The sequence below is a fragment of the Streptomyces sp. NPDC042364 genome, assembly GCF_056437585.1.
This window is the reverse complement of the sequence record NZ_JBWKAJ010000001.1, coordinates 43,421-69,695: the sequence shown is the minus strand read 5'-3', so window position 1 is coordinate 69,695 and position 26,275 is coordinate 43,421. Positions and strand designations below refer to the sequence as shown.

General features: G+C 68.9%; 12 protein-coding genes, 1 other RNA gene and 1 pseudogene. 4 read left to right on the top strand and 10 right to left on the bottom strand.

Annotated features, from left to right (window positions below):
• Positions 1-93 precede the first annotated feature (93 nt).
• Entirely contained in the window at positions 94-849 is a 756-nt protein-coding gene (locus tag AC067N_RS00275) for a DUF6879 family protein (RefSeq protein WP_478676618.1), read from the top strand.
• Positions 850-868: 19 nt separating this feature from the next.
• Positions 869-1,714, top strand: a complete 846-nt coding sequence (locus tag AC067N_RS00270) for a helix-turn-helix domain-containing protein (RefSeq protein ID WP_272168096.1) — start codon at positions 869-871, stop codon at positions 1,712-1,714.
• Between the two features lie 196 nt (positions 1,715-1,910).
• Here the strand turns inward: AC067N_RS00270 and AC067N_RS00265 are convergent, their stop codons facing one another.
• Both AC067N_RS00265 and AC067N_RS00260 read right to left on the bottom strand, forming a co-directional pair.
• On the bottom strand, positions 1,911-2,114 hold the full coding sequence (locus tag AC067N_RS00265; protein ID WP_466803641.1) for a DUF397 domain-containing protein: 204 nt from the start codon (positions 2,112-2,114) through the stop codon (positions 1,911-1,913).
• Positions 2,111-2,941, bottom strand: coding sequence for a helix-turn-helix domain-containing protein (locus tag AC067N_RS00260; RefSeq protein WP_478676617.1), 831 nt, complete (start codon positions 2,939-2,941; stop codon positions 2,111-2,113). Before AC067N_RS00260 ends, AC067N_RS00265 begins: the two co-directional genes overlap by 4 nt.
• 161 nt (positions 2,942-3,102) lie before the next feature.
• On the opposite strand from AC067N_RS00260, the gene AC067N_RS00255 reads away from it, so the two are divergent.
• A complete protein-coding gene (locus AC067N_RS00255; protein WP_478676616.1) occupies positions 3,103-3,693 on the top strand; it encodes an ATP-binding protein in 591 nt (196 codons plus the stop codon).
• Here the strand turns inward: AC067N_RS00255 and pglX are convergent.
• Both pglX and pglW read right to left on the bottom strand, forming a co-directional pair.
• Complete coding sequence (pglX, locus tag AC067N_RS00250; RefSeq protein WP_478676615.1) at positions 3,620-7,231, bottom strand: BREX-2 system adenine-specific DNA-methyltransferase PglX; 3,612 nt, start codon at positions 7,229-7,231, stop codon at positions 3,620-3,622. The genes AC067N_RS00255 and pglX overlap by 74 nt on opposite strands.
• Complete coding sequence (pglW, locus tag AC067N_RS00245) at positions 7,228-11,964, bottom strand: BREX system serine/threonine kinase PglW (protein WP_478676614.1); 4,737 nt, start codon at positions 11,962-11,964, stop codon at positions 7,228-7,230. Before pglW ends, pglX begins: the two co-directional genes overlap by 4 nt.
• Before the next feature lie 503 nt (positions 11,965-12,467).
• Between pglW and AC067N_RS00240 the strand changes: the two genes are divergently transcribed.
• Positions 12,468-12,596 (top strand): DUF6408 family protein, encoded by a 129-nt coding sequence (locus AC067N_RS00240; RefSeq protein ID WP_478676613.1) that lies wholly within the window; start codon positions 12,468-12,470, stop codon positions 12,594-12,596.
• A gap of 52 nt (positions 12,597-12,648) precedes the next feature.
• Here AC067N_RS00240 and AC067N_RS00235 read toward each other — a convergent pair whose 3' ends face one another.
• The 6 genes and pseudogenes from AC067N_RS00235 to AC067N_RS00210 all read right to left on the bottom strand — a co-directional run bounded on the left by AC067N_RS00235 (position 12,649) and on the right by AC067N_RS00210 (position 26,219).
• Positions 12,649-14,766, bottom strand: coding sequence for a DUF2075 domain-containing protein (locus AC067N_RS00235; protein ID WP_478677161.1), 2,118 nt, complete (start codon positions 14,764-14,766; stop codon positions 12,649-12,651).
• A gap of 177 nt (positions 14,767-14,943) precedes the next feature.
• On the bottom strand, positions 14,944-16,854 hold the full coding sequence (locus AC067N_RS00230) for a DNA/RNA helicase domain-containing protein (protein ID WP_478676612.1): 1,911 nt from the start codon (positions 16,852-16,854) through the stop codon (positions 14,944-14,946).
• Positions 16,855-16,981: 127 nt separating this feature from the next.
• Entirely contained in the window at positions 16,982-23,749 is a 6,768-nt protein-coding gene (locus AC067N_RS00225; RefSeq protein WP_478676611.1) for a DUF3320 domain-containing protein, read from the bottom strand.
• A gap of 221 nt (positions 23,750-23,970) precedes the next feature.
• Positions 23,971-24,377, bottom strand: an RNA gene (rnpB, locus tag AC067N_RS00220) — RNase P RNA component class A.
• A 163-nt stretch (positions 24,378-24,540) separates the two neighbouring features.
• A pseudogene (locus AC067N_RS00215) lies at positions 24,541-25,257 on the bottom strand (DMT family transporter); the annotation flags it as partial.
• A 143-nt stretch (positions 25,258-25,400) separates the two neighbouring features.
• Entirely contained in the window at positions 25,401-26,219 is an 819-nt protein-coding gene (locus tag AC067N_RS00210; RefSeq protein ID WP_478676610.1) for a helix-turn-helix domain-containing protein, read from the bottom strand.
• Positions 26,220-26,275 lie beyond the last annotated feature (56 nt).

The window sequence follows — 26,275 nt, the reverse complement described above, 5'->3', positions numbered from 1 at the left end:
CGAAGTTCCTCACATGGCCCGGCTGAACAGCACGCATGAGGCACCGCCCTTGGGGAGGCTTGACCCATCGTTCCCCCGCGAAAGGAACTGCTCATGGTGCGACGGCTGCGCTTCAACGGGACGGGTAGCGGCGTCAATGGGTGTCCGTCTCTCCATGAGGACCTCGACACTGGCGAGGTCATCGTGCACGGCCCGCCACTCACCGACCCCGAGGACATCGCCCGACTCCGGCACCTGGGCGAGGGCGAGGTGCCGGTCGTGGTGCCACGCGAACTCCTCGTGGATTGGGGGCCCAAGGACGTGACCCGCAAAGCGAAGGTCATCGACCTCGACGAGTTCGACCGGCTCTTCACCCGGTTCGAGCACACGGCCTGGCGGCTGGAAACTCGGCGTCGCTACGCGTCGGACGAGATCACCGAGACCTACGCCCAGTTCACCCGAGGTGAGCCGGTGGACTGGGACGACCAGGACTCGGAGTGGTGTGCCAACCGGCGCGCACAAGCCGCGCTCGGCAAGCGAGTCGGACGGGTGCGCATCGTCGACGACCCGCCCACGGCAGGACAGCTGTACCTGCTCGACAACGCGCGCCGCAACAGCGCTGTCGGCGAGCGGATCATGAATCTCCGGCGCGTCGACGCCGACCGGCTGAACCTCCCCTCCGAAGACTTCTGGATCTTCGACTCACGGATGGTCGCGTTGCTCAAGTTCGACGATGCCGACAACCTGGTGGGGGTCGAACTGATCACGGAGCCCGCCGAAGTGGTGCGGTACTCCATGGTGCGCGACGCGGCCATGCACCACGCCGTCCCGTTCGAGGAGTTCACGGCCGGCTTGGCCGTGAAGGAGTAACAGAAACAGGTGTGTACCGGTGAGCACGGACTACCAGAAGGCGCGCGAAGCTCTCGGGATACGTCTCCGGGAGCTTCGGCTGTCAGCCCCCGGTAGCCGTCTCACCGGTACCGAACTCGCCGACAGGTGCGGATGGCACAAGTCGAAGGTCAGCAAGCTGGAGAACGGCCGGACAACACCAACGCCCGACTGCCTGCGCAGGTGGGCGGAGGCAACCGGCCAACCGGAGGCGTACGACGAACTGCTCGGGCGGCTGCGGGGCTTCGAGTCGCACATCCGGTCATGGCGGCGACAGCTGGCCTCTGGGCACAAGGCGGTCCAGGACACTCACCTGCGCGCCCATGCCGACGCCTCTGTGTTCCGTGGCTGGGAGTCGTCCATGATTTTCGGGATCCTCCAGACGCCGGACTACGCGCAGTCGATCTTCACGAGATACGCGGAGCTACAGAGATCGCCGCGCGACACCGAGCAGGCAGTGCGCTCCCGGATGAAACGGCAAGAAGCGCTCTACGACTCGTCGAAGCGTTTCCACCTCATCCTGTGGGAAGCCGCCCTGCACGCCCAGATCTGCCCTCCGTCGGTGCTCGCCGCCCAGCTCGACCGCCTCATGGGAGTCATCGGCCTCACCACGGTCGAACTGGGGATCATCCCGCTCTCCGCCGCCCTCAAGATCCCCCCGGCCACCGCCTTCTGGATCTACGACGACCGCCAGGTGATCGTGGAGAACTGGCACGCGGAGTTGTGGATCGACGACGAGGCCAGCGTGGACACCTACCTGCGTACATGGAGGACACTCCGGGAGTCCGCGGTGTACGGCGTTGACGCGCACCGTCTCATCAGTGCGGCGCGGCGGGCGTTGCACTGACCGAACCGGGCGGCAGGCCATGCTTCAGAGAAGCGACTCTCGTCAGCTCGCGCACCAGCCCCTCCCCGGCGGGCCGCGCATCCCGAGAGCGGACAAGGACCCGTAGCTCTGATGCCGAACGCGGGAGGGGCTGGCCTCTGTCGAGAGAAGCGCTGGGCCCTCAGCACGTGCACACCTGCCGAGGGCCCTGTGCCTGTCAGAGTGCCGCGAACTCGATGAACGCGGTCCACGTCGTGGGGTCTACGGCCAGCGGGGCGCGGGTTGTGTCCTTTGAGTCGCGGACGTGGACGGCACCCATCCCGGCCGCAACCTCAACGCACTGGCCGCCGTCACCGGCGCTGTAGCTGCTCTTGAACCATTCCAGGCCATCAGCGTCCGGCCCGGCCTTGTCCCCGCTCATCTCTCTCCCAGCAGCTTCTCGATCAATGCCAACGATTCCGTCGGAGTGTGGGCCTGCGCGCGAAGGATCCCGTACGTGCGCTCAAGTTCTCGCACCTTCAGACGCTCCGTGTGGACACGGCTGTCGCCTTGAACCTCCGTGTACGCCATCCTGCGCCCATCCTTGGTCTCCATCAAGGTGAACGGGCCAGCGAGCCCCGCATGTTCCTGACGGGACAGCGGCATCACCTGGATCACCACATTGCGCTTCTCCGCGGTCAGCATGAGGTGCTCCAACTGGCCTCGCCAGACAGCCTCCCCGCCGAGCGGCCGGAGCAGGACAGCCTCCTCGATCACAAAACTCAGATGCGGCGCCGGACGTCGAGAGAAGATCTCCTGCCGAGCCAGTCGCGCGGCCACCCTCTGCTCGATCAGCGCCTCGTCCAGAAGTGGCTGCCACATGGCAAACACCGCTCGCGCATACTCCTCGGTCTGCAAGAGACCATTGACCAACTGAGTGTCGTACACATGAAGCTCAACCGCTTCGGCCTCCAACTTGGCGGCGTCCCGGAAGAACGCCGGATACTGAGCCCGAGCCACCTCCTCCTTGCTCGCACTCAACACCCCATCCGCGCCCAGCACTTCATCCGCTCGGTCGATGAACTTCGGCGGAGGGATACGTCTCGCCTGCTCGAACGACGCGATGGTCGAGGCCGAGTACCCGGTCAGCGACCCGAGCGCCGCACGGTCCATCCCCGCCCGCTCCCGGAACAGCTTCAACTGCCGCCCGAACACGCACAGCATGCCCGTCCCGACCTCGTACTCCGGCTGCTGAACCTCGTCGTCCACGCCGCAGCTCCTCTCGTACAACCGCCCGGTCGGCCAACTCGGGGCCCGGGAACCGGTCACGCCCATCACCACGTACAAGCGCACCGCCCGCGTGTACAGCCCGTACTCGTCAGCGCATCGCTCCTGGTCAAAGCTACGCAGAGTCCGCGACCGTTTACCCCATGAAGTCAGCAACTCCCCCGAACGGGCATATGCCACGACGCCTCGCGCCCGAACGCGAGTTCACCATGCGCTTCACCTCAACGCCGCGCGGTGCCCGTCTCGCCCGCCGACTCGTCTCGCACCGCCTGGACGACTGGGGCCACCCCTACACCACCCCCGTCAACGAAACGCTCACCCTCATCACGGCGGAACTCGCCGCCAACGCGGTACGCCACGGGCATGTCCCCGGCCGGGACTTCCACCTTCACCTCGTCCTGGGCGAGGGCATCGTCCGGGTCGAGGTGACCGACACCCGCGCCGAGAAGCAGCCTCCGTCCAGCCCTGCGGTGTCCGACTCGCTGTCCGAGTCGGGCCGGGGCCTGCTCCTCGTCGCCGCCCTTTCGGACGACTGGGGCGTCACCCCTCGCCATGCCGCCCCGGGCAAAACCGTGTGGGCGGAGCTGCGCGTGCAGCAAGAGGGCCACCCGCGCACGCCCCGGGTGGCCCCCAAACCGACCGACGTCGAACTACTCCTGACTACGGCTTCGCTGCTGCGCGACGACCTCGGGTCGCGGCCGGAGGACGCCAGGCACGGAGGTCGTCGTCGGTGAGTCCGTGCTCGCCCTGCTTCTGCTGGCGGTAACCGGCGAAGAAGTCCGCCGGGGAGCCGCTGTAGTTCATGTCGAACTCGTTGTGCCACTGGGACAGCCACGGCTGGAGTTCCAGCAGGCCGGCGAGGAAGGGCGTGATCTCCTCGGTGGACAGCGCGGTGTTGGTGAAGTACGTGGCGAGGGCCTGCGCCTGCTCCCGGTGGTCCCAGCCGGCCCACCCGTACAGCTCGGGGGTGGCTGCGTTGGTCTGCCCGTAGGAGATGAACCGCTCCTTGGGCACGTCGAGCTTGCCGCGTGCCCTCCAGTAGGAGGTGCGGAGGAAGTCGGCCGAGGTGTACTTCGGCGGTACGGGGATGGAGTCCCGGATCTTCCGCTTGGCGGGCTCGTCGGGCGCGGCGTCCTCCTTGCGCTGGAGGTCCCACACCTCTTCCCAGTCGGCGCGCTTCTTCAGCCCGGAGGGCTTGTAGCGCAGGGCGGAGAGGAACGGCACGTGCTCGTCGGTGATCAACTCGGCGACGACCTTCGCGAGTTCCTTGCGGGGCGCGTAGAGCTTGGCGACGGAGACGAAGTCCTCGTCACGGGAGAGGGCGTCGGTGAGGCGGGCAAGGGTGAGGAGGGTGGGCTGACCGTTCTCGTCGAACCAGTGGTCGCGGTCCTCCATACGGTCGAGCAGCCAGGACCGCAAGGCCTTTTCCTGCAGTACATCCCACCCGTCCGTCTTCCAACGGCGCTTGTATTCCGGCCGCTCCAACGTGCGGATCGCCCGGGACTGCTCCATGGCATTGATTCGCTTGCGTACGGCTACCTTGTAAGACTCAGCCCATTGAGCTGGGATCTCCGTGATCGGGGTAGAACCGTGACGCTCGAACCACTCCGTCCTTACCTCGCCACGTTCCATAGCCCGAGCCAGTACGATTTCAAACGCCCTTTCCCCGAGAGCAAGTTCAGGAACTGAGTCCTCGGGGGCGCGGAGGTCCTCGTCATGCAGGGCGTACAGAGAGTAGACCTGCCAGTCCAACTCCTCCTGCAAAGCGATCATCCGGGCACGGAGGGACAACCAGCGGGCCCTTGCCTCACGGAGAACGGAGACGGTAGGAGTCTTCTTCTCGACGAGCATCAACGGGGAAGTGGCAGCGAGCTGCTGTGCAATGGAATCAAGGGCGCTACTGAGCCCCGCAGGATAGTTCGCGGGGAGCGGAAAACCCTGGAGCTTCGTACCTGTAAACTCGAACGAGTTTTTCCATGCCTCGCTACCCATGGCCGAGTATCCGGCGTCAACGCGAGCGCCGCCACCCTCGCCCTTGTTATGGGACACCTGCTGAAGCCAGAAGCAGGCCGTCGAGCTGTTAAGCAGCCCGAGCAACCCCAGGTGATCTTCCTCACTCACCCCTTCCCGAAGTTTAATTACTGGCGCCGATCGATTAAACACCTTGCCACCACGATCCAAGACGAAATGATTGTGTGTGGCAACAAATGCGAAGATGATTGAAAGCGGCGTTCGCAACTTCTCTCGATAAAATTCACCATACTCGTACCACTTAATTCCGGGTAGAGATTCGATGAACCTACCAAATCGCTTGCGGCGTTGAAGCACGCGCCGATTCGGCCACATCGCACGAATGAGACTAGGAACTGACACCTCATCAGCAACTTCAAGCCTAGAATCATAGGGCCAGGCACTGATAACCGCTGGGTTAATCCCGTAGTCTCGAACGACATCTCCTGTCACCGCCGGAATGGCTCTTTCAATACGACGACGGCGAGCAGACGAGAAGTCATTGTAGAAGAACGCGTCATCTTCCGCCGTAATCCCCCCGAAGCCGATATCCAGCGCGAGGATTTCACGCAGTTTTCGCTCGCCATGGATTCTTTCGACCATTTCAAGTCCGCCATCTGCAAGAATCCACGGCTGCTTGCTAAAGTAGCGACTACGTTCCAAATCTCCGACAGAAACCCACGGACTTGTCGAACCGGGCTTGTCGATCTGATCGGCAATCGCTCTCCAAACAAGCCCTTCTGCGGGATCCTCTGGCGCTGAAGGTTCCCCTTGCACACTTCTCACCGTACGAATCGTCGCCGAACGCACGCTTCCGGCGCGACGCTTACCAATAAGTATGACCGTGGGCGTACCGTGCCCTGGGATGTAGGCACCTGAAGTGTCAATCACCTCAGTCAACTCAACCTCGTGCGCGAAGTATTTTTCGATCAACTTAGTGCCGAATTCTCTTTTCATGAAGGAATTCGCGGTAATCTGACCCACCAGGCCATATCCATACCCATCGAAACTACCCCGCTTTGCAAGCTCGAAGAATCGCTGAGCAAACGGTACCGAGAGCGCATACTTACCGGCACACGAATCGTAAAGTTCTCGGTACAGAGCGCTTAGATTCTTGTCTTTCACAGTGATGTAGGGAGGGTTTCCGACCACCACGTGGTAACGCCCCTGCTGCAAAATCCCAGGATGCTCGTGCAGATCCTCCGTTGAGTATGTGAAGTCCGCCAGCTCGTCATCACCATCAACGCCGCTGAACAATCCCAACTGTCGTGCCTTGATGAGCGAGTCCCCCACAGCCATATGGATGGGCCACTCGTATTTCGATACCTCGGCCATCGTACGGACGCCGCTCGCCGCCATAGCAGCAACCAGCAACCGGAACCGCGCAATAGCCACCGCGAACGGGTTGATGTCCACCCCGTGCACCGAGTCCAGCGCAGCCCGCACCCGCTCATGCACACCCATGCCCGGCTGCCCCTCCCCCCACAGCCGCACCAACCGCCGAAACGCCCCCAGCACAAAGTGCCCCGACCCACACGTGGGGTCGATCATCTTCAGTTCCTCGTACCCGAACTCCCGCACAGCCGGATTCATCGTCCGGTCGAGGATGAACTCCTCCACGAACTCCGGCGTCTGGAGCAGCGCGTACGTCTTCCGCGCAGCCTCGCTCAGGTCCTGGTACAGGTCCCCGAGGAACCGCGTGTCCCACCCCTCCGTACCGTCCTCGTTCAGCGGGTCGGTGAAATCGTGGACGAGGACGCCCGCCTCATCCCTCCCCCGCCAGAACTCGACCAGCTCCCGCGCACCGTCATGCGAAAGCGGAACCTGGTACAGCGGGTTGTGCCGCTTGTCGAAGAGCAGCCGACCCGCCTGCCCCTGCCCCAGCTCCTCGAACGCCTTCTCCAGCCAGCCCCGGTACGTCGGGTTCTCGTCCGACTCCACGTACGCGTCGTACCGAGACTCCGCCAGCTCGCGCCGGTCACCGTCCGGCCCCGTCAGGTACGGCTCCGGGATCAGCCGGTTGTCCTCGCAGAACCGTACGAAGACCGTCCCCAGCACCCACGCCACCGCGACCTGCGTGACCCGCTCGTCCAGCCACGAGGTCCACGTCGCCGCCGTACGCCCGAGCTTGCGTGCCTGGTCGTACTCGGCCTTCAGACGGGCGCCGACGTCCCCCAGCGCCTTCACCTGGCGCCCGAGGTCGGTCTCGACCGCCTTGACCTGCTGCTTCAGGTCGTTCAACAGAGCCTTGCGGTCGATCACTTGACGTCTCCCTCGACACCACTGGCACCGGCACTCGCCGCGCCCTCGCCCTCGCCGGACCCGCGATGGGCGTTGCCCACCCACGTGTCCGGAAGCTGAATCCACTCCCCCAGGCCGGCCTGGTACGGCACGGCCACCTGCCCGAGCCGGGGCTCACGCGACGGGTCGGCCTGCGGGACCAGGAGCCACAGCCCCCGCCCGCCCCGCCGGGCCGCCGACGCCAGCCGGTCCAGGACGCCCATCGCGTCGTACCGCGCGAACACCCCGGCCTCCGTCAGCAGCACAGGACCGGCAGGACGGACAGGACCGGCCCCGCCACCACCGCCACCACCGTCGCCCAGCAGCTCCGCCACCCGGGGCTCCACCGCACCCCACGCCGTCCGCACATACTCCGCGAACTTCACGGCCCCCTTCGACCCCGGCTCGGCCGCGTCCGCCTTCAGCAAGGTCTCCCAGGTCGGCTTCGTACCCGGCGTGACCTGCGCGTGCAGGGCCTCCAGGAACAACTCCGTCACCGACACCGCGCCCGCGCCCAGCCGCTCCGCGCCCAACTCCCGCACCGCGTCGCGTACCAACTGCTGCCGTACGGTCAGCACCCGGTACCCGTCCCGGCGGGCCGACGCGAGCAGCCGTTCCTCCGCGCGGACCGCGCCCGCGAGCTGCGGATCGTCGGCGTACCGCGTCACCGCGCCCGTACGCGTCGACTGCCGCCACGCGCCCGTCGTCAGGTAGCTCGACGCGTCCTCGACCCGCTGCGGCAGATAGCGGAGCACTCCGTCGCGCTCGTGCGTGCTCAGCGACAGTTCGAAGCCCGCGTCGCGAAGCGCCTTGGTGAGGGGGCCGCCGGTCGGCAGTTCATGGGTCGTGCCACCCCGGCCGTCCGGGACGACGATCTCGGGGAAACGGGAACGGACCCGCTCGTGCACGGCCTCGCCGGTCAGGCCAGGCTGCAGGCCCTCTGGCTGCCCCGAGATCCATCGGACGAGCCCGGCCTGGGTGAGCCGCAGGGCCCGGACCAGCGGCAGGTCGCGCGGGTAGATCTCCAGGCGCGGCGTGGCGGCGGCGTTCACGGAGGCCGCTGCCGCCAGCTCGACCATGCGCCGCTCGTCCCAGTTGACCGCGCCCGGCGGCACCGTCAGCGCGCCCAGCTCGGCAAGGACCGTCGCGGCCGTCGGCAGCGTGTCCAGCTTGGCCAGCCGGTCCGCCGTACGGCCGAGACGGGTCGCGTACTCCAGCAGGCCCGGTGCCGTCGGGGTGTCCGGGCCGTCGTCCTCCCGTACGTCGAGGGCGAGCAGGCCGGCGCCCAGGGACTCGTCCGTCGCCTTGCGGTTCGGCTGGTGCTGGAACTCGGCCTCCTGCGGCACCAGTTGCTCCACCTCGACCACGGCCCGTACGGCCGCCAGCGCCATCGCGCGCCGCTGCTCACGCCCCGCGAGATGCGTGCCGCGCCGGACCGCCAGGGCGTCCGCGATCTCCACGGCCGAGGCGACCCGCCCCATGCCGACCAGCAGGTCGATGATCTCCTCGCGCAGTGCCTGGACGGCGGGCTCCGCCTTCCAGCGCTTGCGCTCGTCCTTGAGTATCTGCGGGATACGGCCCTGGCTCAGCCCGAGAGCCTCCGCGACGTCCTTCTGCTTCGGCCAGACGCCGATGTCGGGCAGGACCCCGTGCTCGTCGGGCAGGCGCAGCAGCAGCCGCACCATCTCGGCCTTGTTGCGGTTGGAGCCGTTGTTGTTGACGGCGGGCACGAAGACGGTGGCGAGGGTGTCGAGGCTGACCGAGCGCAGCGTGCGGGCGGGCAGCGTCCCCGCCGACTCGCCCGTCGCGAGGTGGCCGACCAGGGCCGACTCGGCGGCCGTGAGCTGTTCCAGCTCCTCCTTGGCCTCCGCGCGGCCCTTCGGTGTGAGCGGCGAGACGGGGATCTCGCGCAGCCGCTCGCCCCACTCCCGCTGCCGCTGCTGGACCTCGTTGCGGGTCTTGGCGCCCAGTCCGGGGGCGTTGACGAGCTTGCGGCGGCTGTAGTCGAGGAGTTCGCCGACCGTCGTCAGGCCCAGGCCGTACAGGAACGACTGGGCGGCGAGCGTGAGCCCGGAGACGGTCAGCGGGGTGTCCCGGGTGACCTCGGCGGCGAGCCGGTCGCGCTGCTGCTCGGCGCTCTCGGGTTCGGCGTCCGTGATCCCCGCGGCGGCGCCCTGGGCGGGCAGGCCCTCCCCTGCGGTCGTGGGCGCCGGGGCCGACGCGCGGGCCCGGTGGCTGGACGGGACCGTCTGGGACGCGTCGAGGAAGACCTTGCGCCAGGCGTCCCGCATCGGCTTCAGCTCGGGGTACCGCTTGCCGGCATCGCGGTGCAGGGCCTTCTGGAAGAAGGCGACGAGGCCGTCCCGTACGGCCGGGTCGAAGGCTTCGGCCGCGATCGTCGGGTACGGCCAGTCCTTCGCCTCGGTCATCCGCGGCAGGACGCTGCCGTCGCCCCACTTGGGCAGCTCGCCGGAGGCCATCTGGTGCAGGGTGACGGCGACGGCGTACCGCTCGGCGTGCGAGTCGTAGGAGCCGCGGGTGATGGCGTCGACGAAGGGGTCGAGGTAGCCGTCGGTGCCCGCGTCGGTGTTCTTCGCCGGGTAGCCGGCGAGCGAGAAGTCGATGAGGACGAGTTCGCGGGTGCGGTTGGGGCGGATGCGGATGGCGATGTTGTCCGGCTTGATGTCGCGGTGCCAGACGCCCTCGCCCTCCAGGAAGTCGACGGCGCCGAAGAGGTAGTCGCCGTACGCCTCCAGCTGGTCGACCTGGAGGCGGCCGTTCTCGCGGAGCTGGCGGGCGACGGTCTCCTCGCGGCGGCGCGGGCGGGACCCGGCCTCGCCGCCCTGCCCGGTGTCGTCGCGTTCGTCGCCGACGTACTCCAGCGCCAGGACAGTACGGCCGCCGATGTGCAGGGGCTCGGGTTCGACGAGGCGGATGATGCCGGAGTGGGGGCGCAGGCGGCCCATGGCCTCGGCCTCGCGGGCGAGGATCTCGCCCCGGTTGTCGGAGAGGGCGACCTTGAGCACGGCCAGCGGGCGGGTCTTGCGGGCCTCGGCCTGGAGGTCGCGGACGAGGAAGGCGCGGCTGGTGGAGCCGGTGCCGAGGCGGCGGCGGATCTCCCACCGGCCGGCCAGCACGTCACCGGCGACGGCCTCCAGCGGGTCCTTGTCGGCGGGGGTCTCGTCCTCCTCGCCGGGCGCCTCCGTGCCGGTGGCCGCCGAGGCCGGGGCGGTCAGGGAATCCTCGACGACCTCCAGCAACTCCAGGAACTCGTCCACGCTGGACAGGCGCTGGCCGGGGCGGTAGGCGGTGGCGGCCTGGACCAGCTCGTCCACGTCCTCCGACAGGCCGTCCACGAGGGAGCTGGGGCGCAGGCCCTCGCCCGCTTCCAGGCGGGCGAGCAGCTCGGCCTGGCTGGCGGCCGGGGCCTTGCCGGTGACCAGGAGGTAGGTGAGGACGCCGAGCCCGTACACGTCGAGGTGGACCGGGTCGGGGTTGAGGGCGGTCAGCTCGGGGGCGAGATAGGCGTCGGCGTCGTCGGCCAGGTGCATCGCGGACAGGGCGGTCGGCGCGAAGCGGGTCATGCCCTGGCCCTGGGAGGAGTCGCCGCTGCGCTGGGTGGCGATCTGCCAGTCGGAGATCTGGAGGTCCGGAGTCAGCCAGGCGGCCTCCTCGCCGACGGCCCGGCCCTTGCGGCCGCGCGGCCGGGGGACGACGTGCACGGAGCGTGCGGCGAGCGCCCGGTGGTGGATGCGGCTGGCGTGCGCGGAGCGCATCGTCTCGGCGAGCTGGCGGACCAGTGCCATCCGGCCGAGGATGTCCAGCTTCTCGCCGTACTGGACCAGGTACTCGTCCAGCTTCAACGTGTCCGGGTGGTAGTCGAAGATCAGCGCGGGACCGGCGGCGTGCCCGGAGGGGAAGTACTGCTTGAGCTGGACGGCGCCCGGATGCTTGAAGCGGCCCAGCACCGCGGCCTCGCGGCGGGCGGCGTTCTCGACGGACTGGCGCAGGGACGCGTCGGAGCCGCGCTCGCTGAGGTAGATGCGGACGCGGGCGGCCTCGGGCAGGTCGCTGTGGCGGGCGAGGTAGTCCGCCCAGGTGGGCCCGGAGTCGAAGGACTTCCGCTGCAGCTCGTACGGGCCGACCTTGTACTGCGCGTCGCTCTTGCGGATGCCGATGTTCTTGAGGGCCGCCTCGATCTCGCGCGAGCCGATCGCCGTGACGCGGCGCCGCTCGTCACGCGGGGGTGCCTTGAGCATCTCGACCAGCTGGTGGACGGTGTACACGCCGTTCTGGTCATGGGCGGGCAGGCGTACGCGCAGGCCGTTGTCGGTGAAGCAGACGGCCTCGGCGACCCAGACCCGCCTGTTGCCGGGCAGCGCGAGCAGGCCGGCCAGTTCCTTGGCCTTGCGGTTGACCAGGTGCAGCGGGTTGCCGTGCGTGCGGCGGCGTCCGCCGGGCGTGGTCTGCACCCAGGTGCCGTTCTCGGAGGTGACCGAGCCGTGCCAGTCCTTCAGCTCGATCATGCAGACGCCGCCGGGGGCGACGACGAGCAGGTCGACCTCGCGGACGTGGCCGGTGTTCGCGGTGAAGGTGAAGTTCGACCAGGCACGCCAGGGGTCGGAGTCCGGGAGCTTCTCGCGGATCGCCTCCAGGCCGCGGCGTTCATGATCGAACTCGGACTCGGTGACCGTGACCCACCGGCCTTCCCGCATGCCTGTTCCCCGCTCGTCGTGTCCCGCGAGGGCGACCGTTCCCCGTGGTCAGACCCTCGACGCAGATCCTAGTGGCTGGCCGTGCCATGAAAAGAGACGGTGAAGGACGGGAGTACGGGATATTCCCCGCTTTTCGCCCCACTCCGGTGACTTTCGCTGCGCGACCATCAATGTCCTGGAGCCTCGCCCGTCCCCTCAGATGAGCATGCGCAAACCCCACACAGCCGATGCTGTCGCGATCGACGCCGTCCGGCGCGTGCCATCGCATCCGCCCTCCGGCGGAGACACATCGGCGTCCAAAATCGATCTGTGCCAACTAGCTGGTGTACTAACGTGGTTGCCCGCTGCGCACCTTCCCGGAGGGTACGTCGGCGGTGTTCCAGGTGCCGGTCCTCGGTGATGAGCGACGAGTGGTCTCCACCGCGTGCCACACGCGGTGTGACTGCGGATGCCCGGTAGGGCGATCCCTGCCATTCCCAGCTCACGCTCAGGAGTGGAGACCCATGAACCCCGTTGAGTACTCGCTTGCACGTCGTGACCGGATTCGGCAGATTCTGGTCGACGTCGCGGTGGGGGTCATCACCAATCTGCTGGTGACGGCCATCGCCGTGGTAGCGCGCCTGGTCTTCTGACCGGCAGGTGGCGGGCCCGGGAGCCCGCCACCCCACGGACAGGCCCGCCAATTCAGAAGAGACGCAGCTCTCCGGGCGGGGTGTCCTTCTTCTGACGCTTCCTGCGGCGGCGCCGTCCTCGGCCGGGACGGGGCAGATGCGGCTGTCGCGCCTGCTCCGGCAGATTCTCCCAGGTGGGGCGCAGACCGTGGATCTGGACGTCGCCGACCAGCCCCTTCAGGTAGTCCCGGGTCTCCTCGTCCGTGGAGTAGAGCACGGTCGCCCGGCTCGCCCGGGTCATCAACACGTGGTAGGCGTGCCGGACCAGGCGGGCGAACTCGTCGTCGTCCACGCTCTTCGGCCTCACCTTGGGATCGAACGACCCTGGAACGGCCACCCGCTTGACGCCCGCCTCCTTGTCCGCCCGCTCCTTGCCCCGGCGGAACACCCAACGGTCGCCGCGGCGGACCATGTCCTCGCCCATGATCACGCCGCACCAGTCCCACTCCAGGCCCTGCGCGGTGTACACACAGCCGATCTGGCCGAGGCCGTTCTCGTGCACGGACCAGATCTTGGAAGGCGGGACGGTCTTGTTCTCGCAGAAGGACTCACTGTCCGCGTTCCACGGCCGGTGCCAGTCGCCGATCCGGACGTCGGGTTCCAGCCGCTTCTCCTTGCCCATGGGTTTCGTCCAGGGCCAGCAGTATCCGGCGACCATGCGCGCGGACGCTCCCGCCGCGGCCTCGGAACGGATGATCCGTTCGAGTTCCTCCGGGCTGTCCACGACCTCCACGTGCATCAGGCCGTCCGGGGTCCACGGCTCCGGCTCCGCGCCGGACACCCCCAGCGCGCCGCGTACCCAGCGGATGTAGGCGTCGCTGCCGCCGCACCGGAACTGTTCCCGCAGACTGCAGCGGACCAGGTGGGCGTCGTAGCGCCGTGCCGCGTCCTCCACGAGAGCGACGGTGCCGACCTCCTGCGGGCGCACGGACTGACCCTCGTCGAGGAAGAACACGGTCAACCGGGAGGCGTCGAGGAGCTCGTCCACCTGGGGCTTGGTGCCCCAGTCCTCGGGTTTCCAGAAGCGGTTGGTGGAGCGATCGCGCAGACGGTGCGCCTCGTCGCAGATCAGCACGTCCAGCGGCGGGTCGGGCGGGGTGACGAAGTTGCTGAAGTAGGTGAACGTCTCCTTGAACTCCCGGTCACCGAAGCCGACGTGCTCCTGCAGGGCGCCGTTGAAGGCCCTGCTGCCGCTGGCGTACTTGACCGTACGGCCGTCAGCCTCCAGCTCGGCCTTGATTTGGAGGCCGATGGCGCTCTTGCCCGTACCGGCACCACCGGTGACGAGGAACACCACGCGACGCTCGTCAGGGACGAGGGCGGGCCGCAGCGGGTCGGGAAGCACCTTGGCGGCGGTGCCGAGTATCTGGTCGGCTACCTTCTTCTGACGGCCACGCAGGGTGAAGACCGTGTCCTCGCCGCTGGAGCGGATCATGGCATCGAGCAACGGGGTGTTGCGCAGGCCCATGCCTCGTAACAGAATCTCGGCTGCCGAGTCGGCACCCTCGGCGGCGAAGCTGCTCCGCAGGTCCGACAGCAGTTGGGGGCGGCGGTCGCTGGTGTAGACCCGGGCGTAGGAGCCGGTCGGCGCGTCCACGCCGACCAGCGGGAGCACTGCGGCGTCGGTGGCATTGTGCAGATAGGCGAAGCCGCCGCACTCGTAGTCCAGCCCGTGCAGCGGTCCTCTGGCACTCGTGAACGCCTCGTAGTACTCGCGCAGTTGCAGCGCCGGATGCTTCTTCCTCCCCATACCGGGGACATGCACCAGCTCCGCGGTCGCCCGCTCCACCCGGGTGACCGTCGACCAGCGCTTCAGCTCGACGAGCTGGACGGACAGGCCGTTCTCCTCGGGATGGTGGCCCACGAGGACGACATCGATGAGCCGCGGGTCCCCGGCCCGGTCGGTCTCGTCGAGCGTGGCCGCGCATTCGACGACCATCTCGACGTTCCCACGGTCGGCGGCGACCAGGTCCTCGGCAAGATGCACCAGGCTCTCCGCCCAGGCGGAACGTTCGGTCAACGAGGCGTCGGTGTTGAGGAAGTGCTTCCACCTCGCGGCGAGGTGGGGCACCATACGGCGCCTCGAGTTCAGGTTCAGCAGATCCCGCGCCGCCAGTTTCAGCAGGAGCATGGACACGAGGTGGATCCCCCAGGGCACGAGTTACTCGTGCGGGTGGGGGCATGTCCACGTGGGAAGCCCGTCGGGCCGCGATGACGCCTGGGATCTTAGAGAAGTGATCGCCTTCCCCGGCGCATATGACCCACCGGTCGGCTGGAAGCGCAGCCTTCATGGCCGGATACCGCGCGCTCACCGCCGCAGAAGGGGCTCCTCGAACGCCGCAGGTCGCGGCTCCGGTCGGTCGGCCACCAGTTCCCGGAGCTTGTCCCGGGTCTCCGGATCGGTCGAGTAGACGATCGTGCCGACCATGCCCCGCGTCAACAGGACCTTGTACGTGTTACGGATGAGACGGTCCACGTCGGTGTCCGATGTGGACTTCTTGAACACGGGGTCCTTGGACGCGGTGCGGTCGGTGATCCAGCGGTCGCCCCGCCAGACCAGGTCCGGGCCGATGATGACGCCGGACCAGTCGTACTCGAAGCCCTGGGCGGTGTAGACGCAGCCGATCTGCCCGAAGCCCGCGGGGTCGGTGGCCCACAGCGCGGACGGCGGCGCACCGGAGACCGACCGGTCCCCGCGCAGGTTCCATGGCCGGGCCCAGCCCCCGATGACGACGTCGAGGGGCAGGGGATCGCCGGGCTTGGGCTCGGGGGACCACCGCCAGCAGTAGCCGGCGGACATCCGGGCACCGTACTTCTCGGCGCGGCGGGCGTCGAGGAACGCCTCCAGTTCCTCGGGGCTCTCCGCGACCAGCAGTTGCATGCGGTCGTCGGGCTCCCACACGACCGGCCCGCCGGGCTCGAGGCCGAGGAGCCGGACCACCCAGCGCAGGTAGGCGTCACTGCCTCCGCAGCGGAACTGGCTGTCCAGGGGAACGACATGGCAGTCGATGTCCCGTCTGGCCGCGGCCGCACGGATGTCGTCCACGGTGCCCATCTCACCGGGCCGCACCACTTGGTGCTCGTCGAGGAAGAAGACCGGTACGTGGGCGACGTCGATGAGTTCGTCGATCTGTGCCCGGCCGGTCCGCAGTGCCGCGCGGGTGTAGCGGTTGGCGGACGTCTCCCGGATGCGGTGCGCCTCGTCGCAGATCAGAGCATCCAGGCTGTTCTTCTCCGTGGTCATGAAGCTGTTGAAGTACTTGAAGAGATCCTGGACCTCCCGTTTCCGGGAGCCGGCCACCTTGCGCATGGTCTTGGTGAACGACTGCGAGCCGGTCGCGTGGACCGCGGCCACGCCCCTCCGGTAGAGCTCGCCGAGCAGTTGTAGCGCGATCACGCTCTTCCCGGTACCGGGGCCGCCGGTGACGATGACGACTTCCTTGCGGTCGGCCCGCTTCGCCCTCTCCACCGCGTTGAGCACCATGCGGTAGGCGACCTGCTGCTCGTCGAGAAGCACGAACTGCTGACGCTCACGCACTTCCTCGGCGGCCACGGCCATCAGCTGCTTCGACGGCACCGTGGCACCCGAGAGCAGTTCGTCCGCAGCCCGTGCGCCCGAACGCTCGTCGCTCAGCCTCGAACGAAGGTGATCGAGGAATTCACCGCGGCGTTGCCCCGTGAAGAGCAACCCGCGGCCGTCGCGCTCGATGTCCCGCAGACCGGCCACGTCGAACTCCGTGGCGTTGTGCAGGAACGCCACTCCGCTGATCCGATGTCCGTGTTCGGCCACCGCTCCGTTGAAGTTGACCAGGTAGTCGCAGTAGCGCCGCACCTGTTCGATGGGGTTGAGGACCGGGTGGCTGTAGCGCTCCACGTGGCACAGGGTGGGATCGTCCTCGTGGGGCAGGACCTGGCTCCACTGCTTCAGCTCCACCACGACGTACGACGGCTCGCCCGTGACCGGGTGCACTCCAGCGAGGACGACGTCGGCGCGCTTGCTGTTCAGCGGGAGCGCGTACTCCAGCATGACCTCGACGTCGCCCAGGCCGGCGTCGTTGAGCGCGGCGGCCAGGACGGGGATACTGCGCTCCCAGGAACGCACCTCCGAGGTGCCTGGCCGATAGCCGTGCAGGTGCACGAACTGCTCGGTGAGGTGCAGGAACAGCGAACCGTCGAGTGCCATGACGGCGACCGTTTTCGCGGACGCGCGGAACAGCAAGGACTTCCCCCAGGCAGCACGAAATGACTCGTGCGGGTGGGGGCATGTCCTTCGAGACTCCACCGGGGTGGAGCGGAAGCCCGTCGGGCCGCGTTGACGATGTGGTTCAGGGTACCCGGCGGAACAATCAAGAACCCTGCGCAGGCATCAGGCCGCCCTCCGACTCGATCAAGTGCCCCGCGGCGATCAACGCGTCTATGTCGCCCGTCAGCGCCTCCCGGATATCGGCTCCGAGTCGCGCCCATCCGAAGAAGCGAGCGGTCTCTCGCAGCAGATCCTCGCGGTGCACGCCCGGTCCTTCGTCGACCACGTTCCGGAGTACGAGTTGCCGCTCCGCCGCAGGAACCTCCGCCACTCGTCGAGCGCACCGCTCCGTCGGCGTGCGCGCGAACTCCGTCTCGTGGCCGGGCCTGTCGTAGGCCGTACCGACGTGAACGATCTTGCCCTGCTTGAGCAGACGGCGAAGAGCCCGGTCGATGCGGTCGCGGACCACCTGGCCCGCTCGTCCGAGGCCCCACGCGAGACGGACGCGGGTGTAGATCACTTCCTTCTCGACGGGCCCTTCCACCTCGACCACGCACAGCGCCACGTCCGCCACCACGTCGAGGGCACCGGGGTCCTGCAACTCCACGCCCCACATACCCCGCTGGCTGCTCGACCTGTCACGTACCTCTGCCAACAGGTCGGGGTCGACCTCCTGGTAGGGACGGCTCCAAGGTGCAGGACCGGCGTCGACGGTCACGAACTCCACTCGTGGGGCTGCCGGACCACCGGCCGCTTCTGCCGCCTCTCCGCCCCCCGCGCTCAGCGGGCCGTCCACGGGCTCCGCCGTACCGTCACCGCAGTCCGGGGCGCCACCGCTGCCGTCCGCCCTCGCCGGAGGCGCCACTCGCACCGCATGCGGATCCTCAGCGCACGCCTCCTCCACCGCGGCCCGCAGCCGCGCCATCGCATCCCGCCGGTTCCGATACCAGTCCGTACCCCAGATGCGGTGCAGCCTCCAACCCAGGTCGCGCAGGACCGCTTCCCTGAGCCGGTCACGGTCCCGAGCCGCCCGGGAGGAGTGGTACATGGCCCCGTCGCACTCGATGCCCAGCGCGTACGTGCCGGGCGCGCCGGGGTGCCGTACCGCCATGTCGATGCGGAAACCGGCGACCCCCACCTGCGGCTGGACCTCGTACCCCCAGCCGCGCAGGACGTCGATGACCTCTTCTTCGAAAGGGCTCTCGGGAGCCGCGTCCGGGTCGGCGGCCTCGGTCTGAAGGATCGCAGGACCGTGCTGGGCGTACTGCAGGTATCGCTTGAGGTGCTGCACGCTCTTGTTGGCGCTGTCCGGCAGATCGCCTCCGTGGAAGGAGGCGATGACTTCCATGCGGCGCCGGGCCCGGGTCACGGCCACGTTGAGGCGTCGCCAGCCGCCCTCGCGGTTGATGGGGCCGAACGTCGACAGCAGCTTGCCTCGGTGGTCGGGGCCGTAGCCGATGGAGAGGATGATGACGTCGCGTTCGTCGCCCTGGACGGTTTCGAGGTTCTTGATGAAGAACCCGTCGAGTCGGCCTTCCGTGAAGTGGTGGTCGAGATCCGGGCGGGCGGCCCTCGCCTTCTGCACCGCCTCCTCGATCGCCTCCGCCTGGGACTTCGACAGCGCGACCACGCCGAGAGTGTGCTCGGGGCGGGTGTCGAAGTGGTGGATGACGCGCTGGGCCACCTTGGCTGCCTCGAGCGGGTTGTCGCTGCTCCCGCCGCGGTCGTAGACGCCGTCCGCCTTGATGAACTCCACTCCGATGTCCGGTCCCTGTTCCAGCGCGCCCGGGAACGTGACCATGGAGTTGTCGTAGAAGTCGTGGTTGCTGAAAGCGATCAGGTTTTCGTGCCGGCTGCGGTAGTGCCAGCGCAGGGGAAGCCCGCGCAGGACTCCGCTGGCCTTGCACATGTCGAGAATGGACTCGAAGCCGTCGGTGGCGTCCTCGTCCCACTCGTCGCCGTCGTCGCTGTCACCGGCCGCGGTGAAGAACGACGTCGGCGGCAGCTGCTTCTGGTCGCCCGCCACGATGAGGGCCTTGCCCCGGTAGACGGAGTTCACCGCATCCTGGGGCAGTACCTGGGATGCCTCGTCGAAGACGACGACATCGAACTCGAAGTCGGGCGGCAGGAACTGGCTGACGGTCAGGGGGCTCATCATGAAGCAGGGCTTGACCAGCCTTACGACGTCGCGGGTCTGCTGCAACAGGTGCCGTACGGGCATGTGGCGGCGCTGTTTCTCGGCCTCGCGGCGGATCACGGCGGCCTGGCCCACCGATGTCCGGCGAGGCCGGCGGGCGTTGCACGCGGCGATGACCTCGGCGTGTGCCGCCGCCACCAGGTCCTGGTCCGCCCTACGGAAGCGCTCCACCAACTGGTCACGCTCCACGGCCCGCATCGGCTTCAGCCTCTGGTCGGTGGTCAGCTGGTGCTCGACCCACGCGGTGAGCACGGCACGTTCCATGGCGGCGGGGAAGTCCTCCGCCGAGACCTCGCGGCGGGCGAGCTGATCGGGCAGCCCGTCGAGGTGGTAGCCGCGCAGCAGGGTCAGTGCGTCGGCGCAGCTGGTCCACGCTTCCGGCCCGAAGGGGTCGCGGTCGAGGCGCGACAGAAGGGACTGGGCCGCGGTGAGCGACTCGGCGAGCTCGCGTCGCAGCTCCTCAGCCCGTCCAGGCTCGAAGTACCCGGCGAGGGCCTCGCGCTGACCGCGCCAGTCACCGGCGCGGTCAGCGACGGACGGGTCGGCCGACGCGGTCAGCATCAGCCGGGCCGCCGCCTGGGGCAGGGGCGCGGAGTGGCCGCCGTGTGCGGTACGACGGACCTTCTGGGCCCAGTCCAGGGCATCCAGGATCGCCTCGCGGTCCGTCTCGATGCCTTGGTAGAGGGAACCGAGAAGGCTTCGGTACGTGGCGTCGTTCTCCGCGAAGGCAGACTCGGCGGCGCGAGCGGAGACGACGGCGGCCACCGCTTCCCTGGCCCGGGACAGGGTGAGACCTGGCTCCTCGTCCATGACCCGGGCGGCTGAGCGGATGAGGTCGGCCGCGTCCTCGAAGGGCTCCACGTGCGCGCGAAGCCAGCTCACCGCTCGGTCGAGGGGGCGGGCGGCCAACGCTGTGCCGGCCGTCGCGACATGGCGCTGCCCCGTGTACTCCTGCCAGAGGTCCAGGTCGCGGCGGATCTGTTCGGTCTGTGTGAGGAGGTCGCGCGGTTGGGGCCGGCCGTCGGCCAGGACCTCGACGAGGCTCGTCCGGCGCGCCGGCTCCGTGAGCGTCCCGGATGCGAGGCGGGCGATCAGCTGGGCGGAGTCCAGAGCGGTCTGCAGAGCCTCGGTGTGGGGGCTCCCTTCGGGGACGTACCGGCCCAGGAACTCCCGCTGTTGCTGCGTGGCGTACGGGCCCGGTTGCTGTCGCGTCAGGTCGAGGCCGCGGCGCAGAAGCTGACCCATGGGCTCGTAGCCCGTCACACCGTTGGGCGCGGCGTCGCGCAGGTCGTCCGCCTGTGTGTCGAGGCCGCGGTACCAGGGGCCGAGAAGGCTGCGGTCGGTCACGGCCCGAGCGGCGAACGCGGCGGTCTCCTGCTGTGCCGCGTGTGCGGCTGCGACCGCCGTGCGGGCGGAGGCAAGCGTGTGCGCGGAACCGGGGCCGTGGTGCCGGCGACCGACAGACGCCACAGTGGTCAACAGCGCGACGGCCTGCTGCAACGGGGCGAGGTGAGCGCGCAGCCAGCGAGCGTCGTCACCGAGCGGCTGCTTCGTGAGGTCGGCCGCATGCGGTGCCAGCGACGGGCTGCTCAACTCCCTTCGCCACGCGTCGAGATGGCTGCGCAGCACCGTGCCCTGCTCGACGAGTGCGGGCTGGGGTTCCCGGCCGTCGGCCAGATGAGTGGCCAGCAGACTCCGGCGGTAGGGGTCGGCGAGTGTTTCCGGTGCAAGGGTGTGGATCGCTTCGGCGTGCGCGAGTGCCTTGCGCAATGCCGGTACGTCGGGCAGCGCCGTGCCCCGATAGCGGCCGATCAGCTCGGCATGGGTCGTGGCCAGCGACCGCAGCTTCCGGTACGCGGCGCACCAGGCGTCGGCCAGTGGCAGCTTGTCGTACAGCTCGCCGCGCCACGACCCACCGTGCGTCAGTCGGGCCACGAGCTTCCGGTCGGCCCGGATGCCGCTGGACAGCATGCCGGCGAGTCCCTGGCGGCCCTCCAAGAGCCGGTGAACCGCGGCGGGCAGTTCGGGTGTCGTGACGACTTCGGGCAGGAAGGTGTCGCGCGCCGCCTCCTCCGCGGCAGCCAGGTCATCAGCGGCCGAAGAGATCTCCGCGACGGCTGCCCGGACACCGGGAAGGGCCCGAGGGTCCAGCCATGCTTCGAGCGCGCGGTCCGAGGCAGTGGCCAGCTCGGCGAGCCTGGCCAGGTCCTCCGCCTCGGTCGTCGCCTTCGGCCGGTCGCACCCGAGGCGCTCGGCCACCGAGTCGGCGTTCTCGGCGGCCCTCTCCAGGGTGTCGGCCAGCGTGCCGAACCGCTCGGCCAGCTCCGCGGCCTCGCGGCCGGTCAGCGACGCGATGACGGCGCCCGGCGGATCCAGTGCGGCGAGGGCCTGCTCATTGGCCGGTCTTTCCGCGCTCAGCTCCGGGCGCAGTTCCGCCCACCCCGGGCCCGCGTGGTCCGTCGCGAGGGCATGGGCGGAGAGCACCTGGTCGCGTCGAGCGAAGAAGTCGCTCAGCGCGTCGGCAACGCCCCGGACAGCCGCCTCTTCTGCACGCGCCGGGCCGTCATGGACCAACCACTGCTCGAGAGGACGGTGTTCGGTCCCGGCCACGGCGATCACGTCGCACAGATGACGTGCTTCCTCGGGGGTGCTGGGATGTGCGAGCCCGGCGAACTGACTGACTCGGCTGAGGCTCTGCAGGGTCCGCTCCAGCACACCGGCGGTCGCATCGAACTCCTGGGCGAACTGTCGTGCTCGCTCCTCCGTGATTCCGGCGAGGTCGAGGCCTCTCGGCGCCATCGCGGAGAGCGCCCTCTCAGCCTCCCCCTGCTCGGCCGTCAGCCTGGTGGACAGCTCTTGCCACCGCTCGCCCACCGCCGCTCGGACGACAGTGCTCGTACGCTGCACCTTGCGCAGTTCCGCCAGGAAAGCGTCGACCTGGTCCTCCACCTCGTCGGCGAAGGCATCCGTGGTCAGCCAGGCTTCCGGCACGGGACTCCGCACGTCGAGCAGCCGTAGTAGCAGGATCAGACGGTCGATTCCGCCCTGATCGGTGAGGGGTACTCCCTCGGGGGCGAGATCCCGGTACCGTTCGGCCGCCGTCGCGAGCGCGTCGCGCGCCGCCTTGGCCTGCTCCAGCACAGGACGGGGATGGGGCAGGCCGGCCCGCAGGTCACGCCAGGGGAACGATGGGTCGGCGACCGCCTCCCAGGCATCGGAGATGACTTTCGTCGCCTCGACGATCAGGCGCAGATCCTCGCCACTGAGCGTCTCGACGCGAAACGTCGCCTCTTCTGCCGTGCGAGGGTCGTCGCCACGGCTCAGGTAGGCCACTGGTGCCTCGGACAGCCGGCCGACCCGGCCCAGGACGTCGTGCAGGGTCCGTCCCAGCGGGTCGCGGACCTCGTTCATCGCTTCGGCATAGGCGCTGAGCGCGAGGCGCAGCTCCCTGACCTGGGCCAGGGTCTGCTGCGATAGCTGCGGTGCACGAGGCTCCTCCGCGAGCGCCCGTCCCAGCTCCTGTGCCACTGCTTTGCGGCTGGTGTTGTGGCTGTGAAGGGCAAGGGCGTAGGAGTCGAGTCCTACCGACTTCAGCCGGTCGAGAACGACATCGAGGGCTGCCGCCTTCTCACTGACGAACAGCACACTGCGGCCCGCGTGCATCAGACCGGCGATCATGTTCGTGATCGTCTGGCTCTTGCCGGTGCCGGGCGGGCCGTCCAGGACGAACGACTGTCCGGCAACGGCCGCGGCAACGGCCTGCCGCTGCGAGGCGTCGGCGTCGAGCACCAGCGGACTGTTCTCGGGCGGGCTCAGTTCGTCGATCCGGTCGAGCTCGATCTCCTCGAAGTCGAACCGGTCGGATGCGAGCCCGGAGTTCGGGCCGAGAGCCATCGCCCGTACGAGGTCGCTGCCGAGGACGCGGCCCTCGTTGTCGAGCAGGTCCTGGTACATCGACTCCTTGTGGGAGGCGAAGAGTGCGAGCACCACACGGTCGGAGATCTGCCATCCGGCCTTGCCCGCAACCGCGCGAGCCGCGGCGGTGAGCACTGACTGCAGGTCCGAGGGGTCCTGTTCGCCGACCGGTGTCCAGTCGATACGGAACTGCTCCAGCTTCACCTTCAGGGCCGGGTTGAGGCGCGGTTCTTCGTCATCGCTCGCCCGCAGGCGGATTCTGCCGTTGCGCGCCCGCTCGATGACCACCGGCATCAGGATCAGGGGCGCGTCGCTGCCGGTCTCTGCCCCGTCCTCACGCCAGCGGAGCATGCCGACGCCAAGGTTGAGGGTCCACAGACCGTAGTCGTTGAAGACCTGTGTCGCTTTGGTGCGAAGGCTGTTCAACGCGCGCTGGAGGGAAGGCCCGGTGGTCTTCTGGGTGACGATTCCGTCGGTGCGGTCCCCCTTCTTCGTGAGGACCACATCGCCGGATGACCTGCCCTCACCAACCTCCGGTTCCTCGTCCGGGAGAGGCGCGAAGTCCCAGCCGCGTGCCAGGCCCTCGATGAGTTCCTGCGCGGACGGAGTCGAGATCTCCAGTGTCGCCGACTTGGTGTGGCGAAAATTGAGCAGCCGATTACGGCCGCTCAGGTCCACCAGAGAGGTGCGCCAACTCTCGAGCATCGCCTTGAGGCGGTCGAGTTCCTGGCTGCCCCCGAAGTCACCCGAGTTCGTCACGCTGGTCCCTGATGTCGTCGCTTCCGGGCCGACGGAGCACTGGCGTCGACGGCAATCCCCTGCGCAGCCGATGCGAAGCGCGGCCACGGACGTCCGTACTGTCCTGGTGGCCGCACAAGTCCCGCTGATCCCCCTGGATGCGGAATTCTACGGTCGGCTCACCACCGCGTGAAGCGCTAACTACAGAACGGCTTTCTCCGCGGTCGAGCCGCGGGTGGCGGCAGACGAGTCGGGCTGTACGCCGGGTTCTGTCACCCGGTCGCCTCGCGGCGGCCGGGGAGACGGCCATCCATCTAGGGCCGGTGTTGCCACCGGCCTCGTGCGGTCTACCCGCGGACTCGGGCGGGCAGCCCTCGAACGTCCGCGCAGGGCCGCTTTTCACGGCGGCCCCTCTTGACCTTGCTCCGGGTGGGGTTTACCTAGCTGCCCAGGTCACCCTGGGCACTGGTGGTCTCTTACACCACCGTTTCACCCTTACCGAGGACCGAGGTCCCCGGCGGTCTGCTTTCTGTGGCACTGTCCCGCGGGTCACCCCGGGTGGCCGTTAGCCACCACCCTGCCCTGTGGAGCCCGGACGTTCCTCGGGAAGCCCCCTAGGGGGACTCCACGCGGCCGTCCGCCCGGCTCGTCTGCCGTGTCGACCATGGTACCGGGCGGCGGGGGCGCCCCGGTCCAGTCGACTGCGGGCCCGTCGAAACGCGTTCCGTCGGCCTCGGGTCCGCCGAAGCCGTCGCCAGGAACGAGCCCGCCAGGATCAGGGCGAAGGCCAGCAGGACCGTCGTCGTGAGCCGCTCGTCCAGGAAGAGCGCGCCCGCCGCCACGGCGACCGCCGGGTTGACGTAGGTGAAGACCGTCGCCCGGGTGGGGCCCACCTCGCGGATCAGTTCCAGGAAGGCCACGAAGGCCAGGGCCGTGCAGATCACTCCGAGGCCGGCCAGGGACGCCAGGACGGCGGGCGAGGGCATGGTCGTCGGCCAGGTCAGGGCCGCCGCGGGGGCGTAGACGATCGCCGACAGGAGGAGGACCGGGGCTATCAGCTGCAGTGTCGGGACCTGCTTCAGGTGGCGGGCCATGATCAGCGGGGCCGTGGCGTAGCCGACCACCGTGATCGCGACTTCTCCCAGGGAGCGGGCGTCGCCGCCGGTCAGGTGCGGGACGGTGAGGACCGCCACTCCGGCCAGGCCCAGGATGAGTCCTGTCAGACGCCGTGCGCCCAGGTGTTCCGCGTCGCCGAAGAAGCGGGCCAGGAGCACGCCCACGATCGGGACGCCCGCGATCAGCAGGCCGGCCGTGGAGCTGGAGAGGTGGCGTTCGGCGTCGGTCAGGGTCCACCAGGGGCCGATCACCTCGATCACGGCGAAGGCCAGCATGGGGCGCCAGTGGGTCCGTACGGTCGCGGCCAGTCCGCCCTGGCGGATCGCGAAGGGGAGCAGGAGCGCCGCGCCCAGGGCGCAGCGGACGAACACCACCGTCGACGGGGACACTCCGTCCACCGCCACTTTGATCATCAGGTAGGGGATGCCCCAGAGGACTCCCATCAGAGAGAAGAGGAACCAGCCGCGTGCAGTCATGAGGAGAGTTTCCGGCCGGTCGGGAGGTTGCGTCTTGAACGTTGTTGCGCGGCGGGCCGCCGGGCCCGGGCTGCCTGGGCTTATGGGCGGCGTACGCCCGTGCGGTACGCCGCCGGGGTCACGCCCAGCACCCGTCTGAACCAGCGCGTCATATGGGCCTGGTCGGCGAAGCCCACCTGGCCGGCGACCTCGGCCGGGCGGCCGCCGGTCTCCAGGAGGGCGCGGGCCCTGCTCACCCGGTACTGGGCCAGCCAGGCGTACGGGGGCATGCCCATCGTCGTGCGGAAGGCGCGCAGGAGCTGGTAGCGGGAGAGGCCCAGGCCGGTGGCGAGGTCGGCGAGGGAGGGCGGGGCCTGGAGTTCGTCGGCCAGGCGGTCGCGTACGGCGCGGGCGATGGTGCCGGCGCCGGGGACCGTGTCGGAGGCGGGACGGGCCGTGGAGTGGCGGCGGGCCAGGGCCGTGAGCAGCCAGGGAAGGCGGGACTCGGCCTCCAGCGGGTCGGGACAGGTGCTCAGCTCGCGGTGGGCGGTGCGCAGGGCGGCGGCGAGTTCGGGGTCGTGCAGGAGGGGGTCGCGGAAGTGCGGGGTGCCGCCCAGGATGCCGTCGGTGAGGAGGGCGGGGGCCGGGTAGAGGGCGCGGTAGGCGTACGTGCCGTACGCCGACTCGCCGGTATGGACCTCGCCCGGGGCCAGCACGACGATCGAGCCCTCCCCCACGGTCAGGGCGCCGCCCCGGTAGTCGATGCACGAGGCGCCGAGCACGCAGATGCCGACGCTGAACTCCTCGTGGGTGTGCGGGGCGTAGCGGTGCCGGTCGAAGCGGGCGGTCAGCAGGTCCAGGGGGCGGTCGGGGCCGCCGAGGGTCGCCCGTGTCCACCGGGTCTGTTCACTGCCGCCCATGTCCCCCGCCCCTTCCTCCGGTCGGTCACGGGGGTGCAACGCGCGGGTGGCTCGTT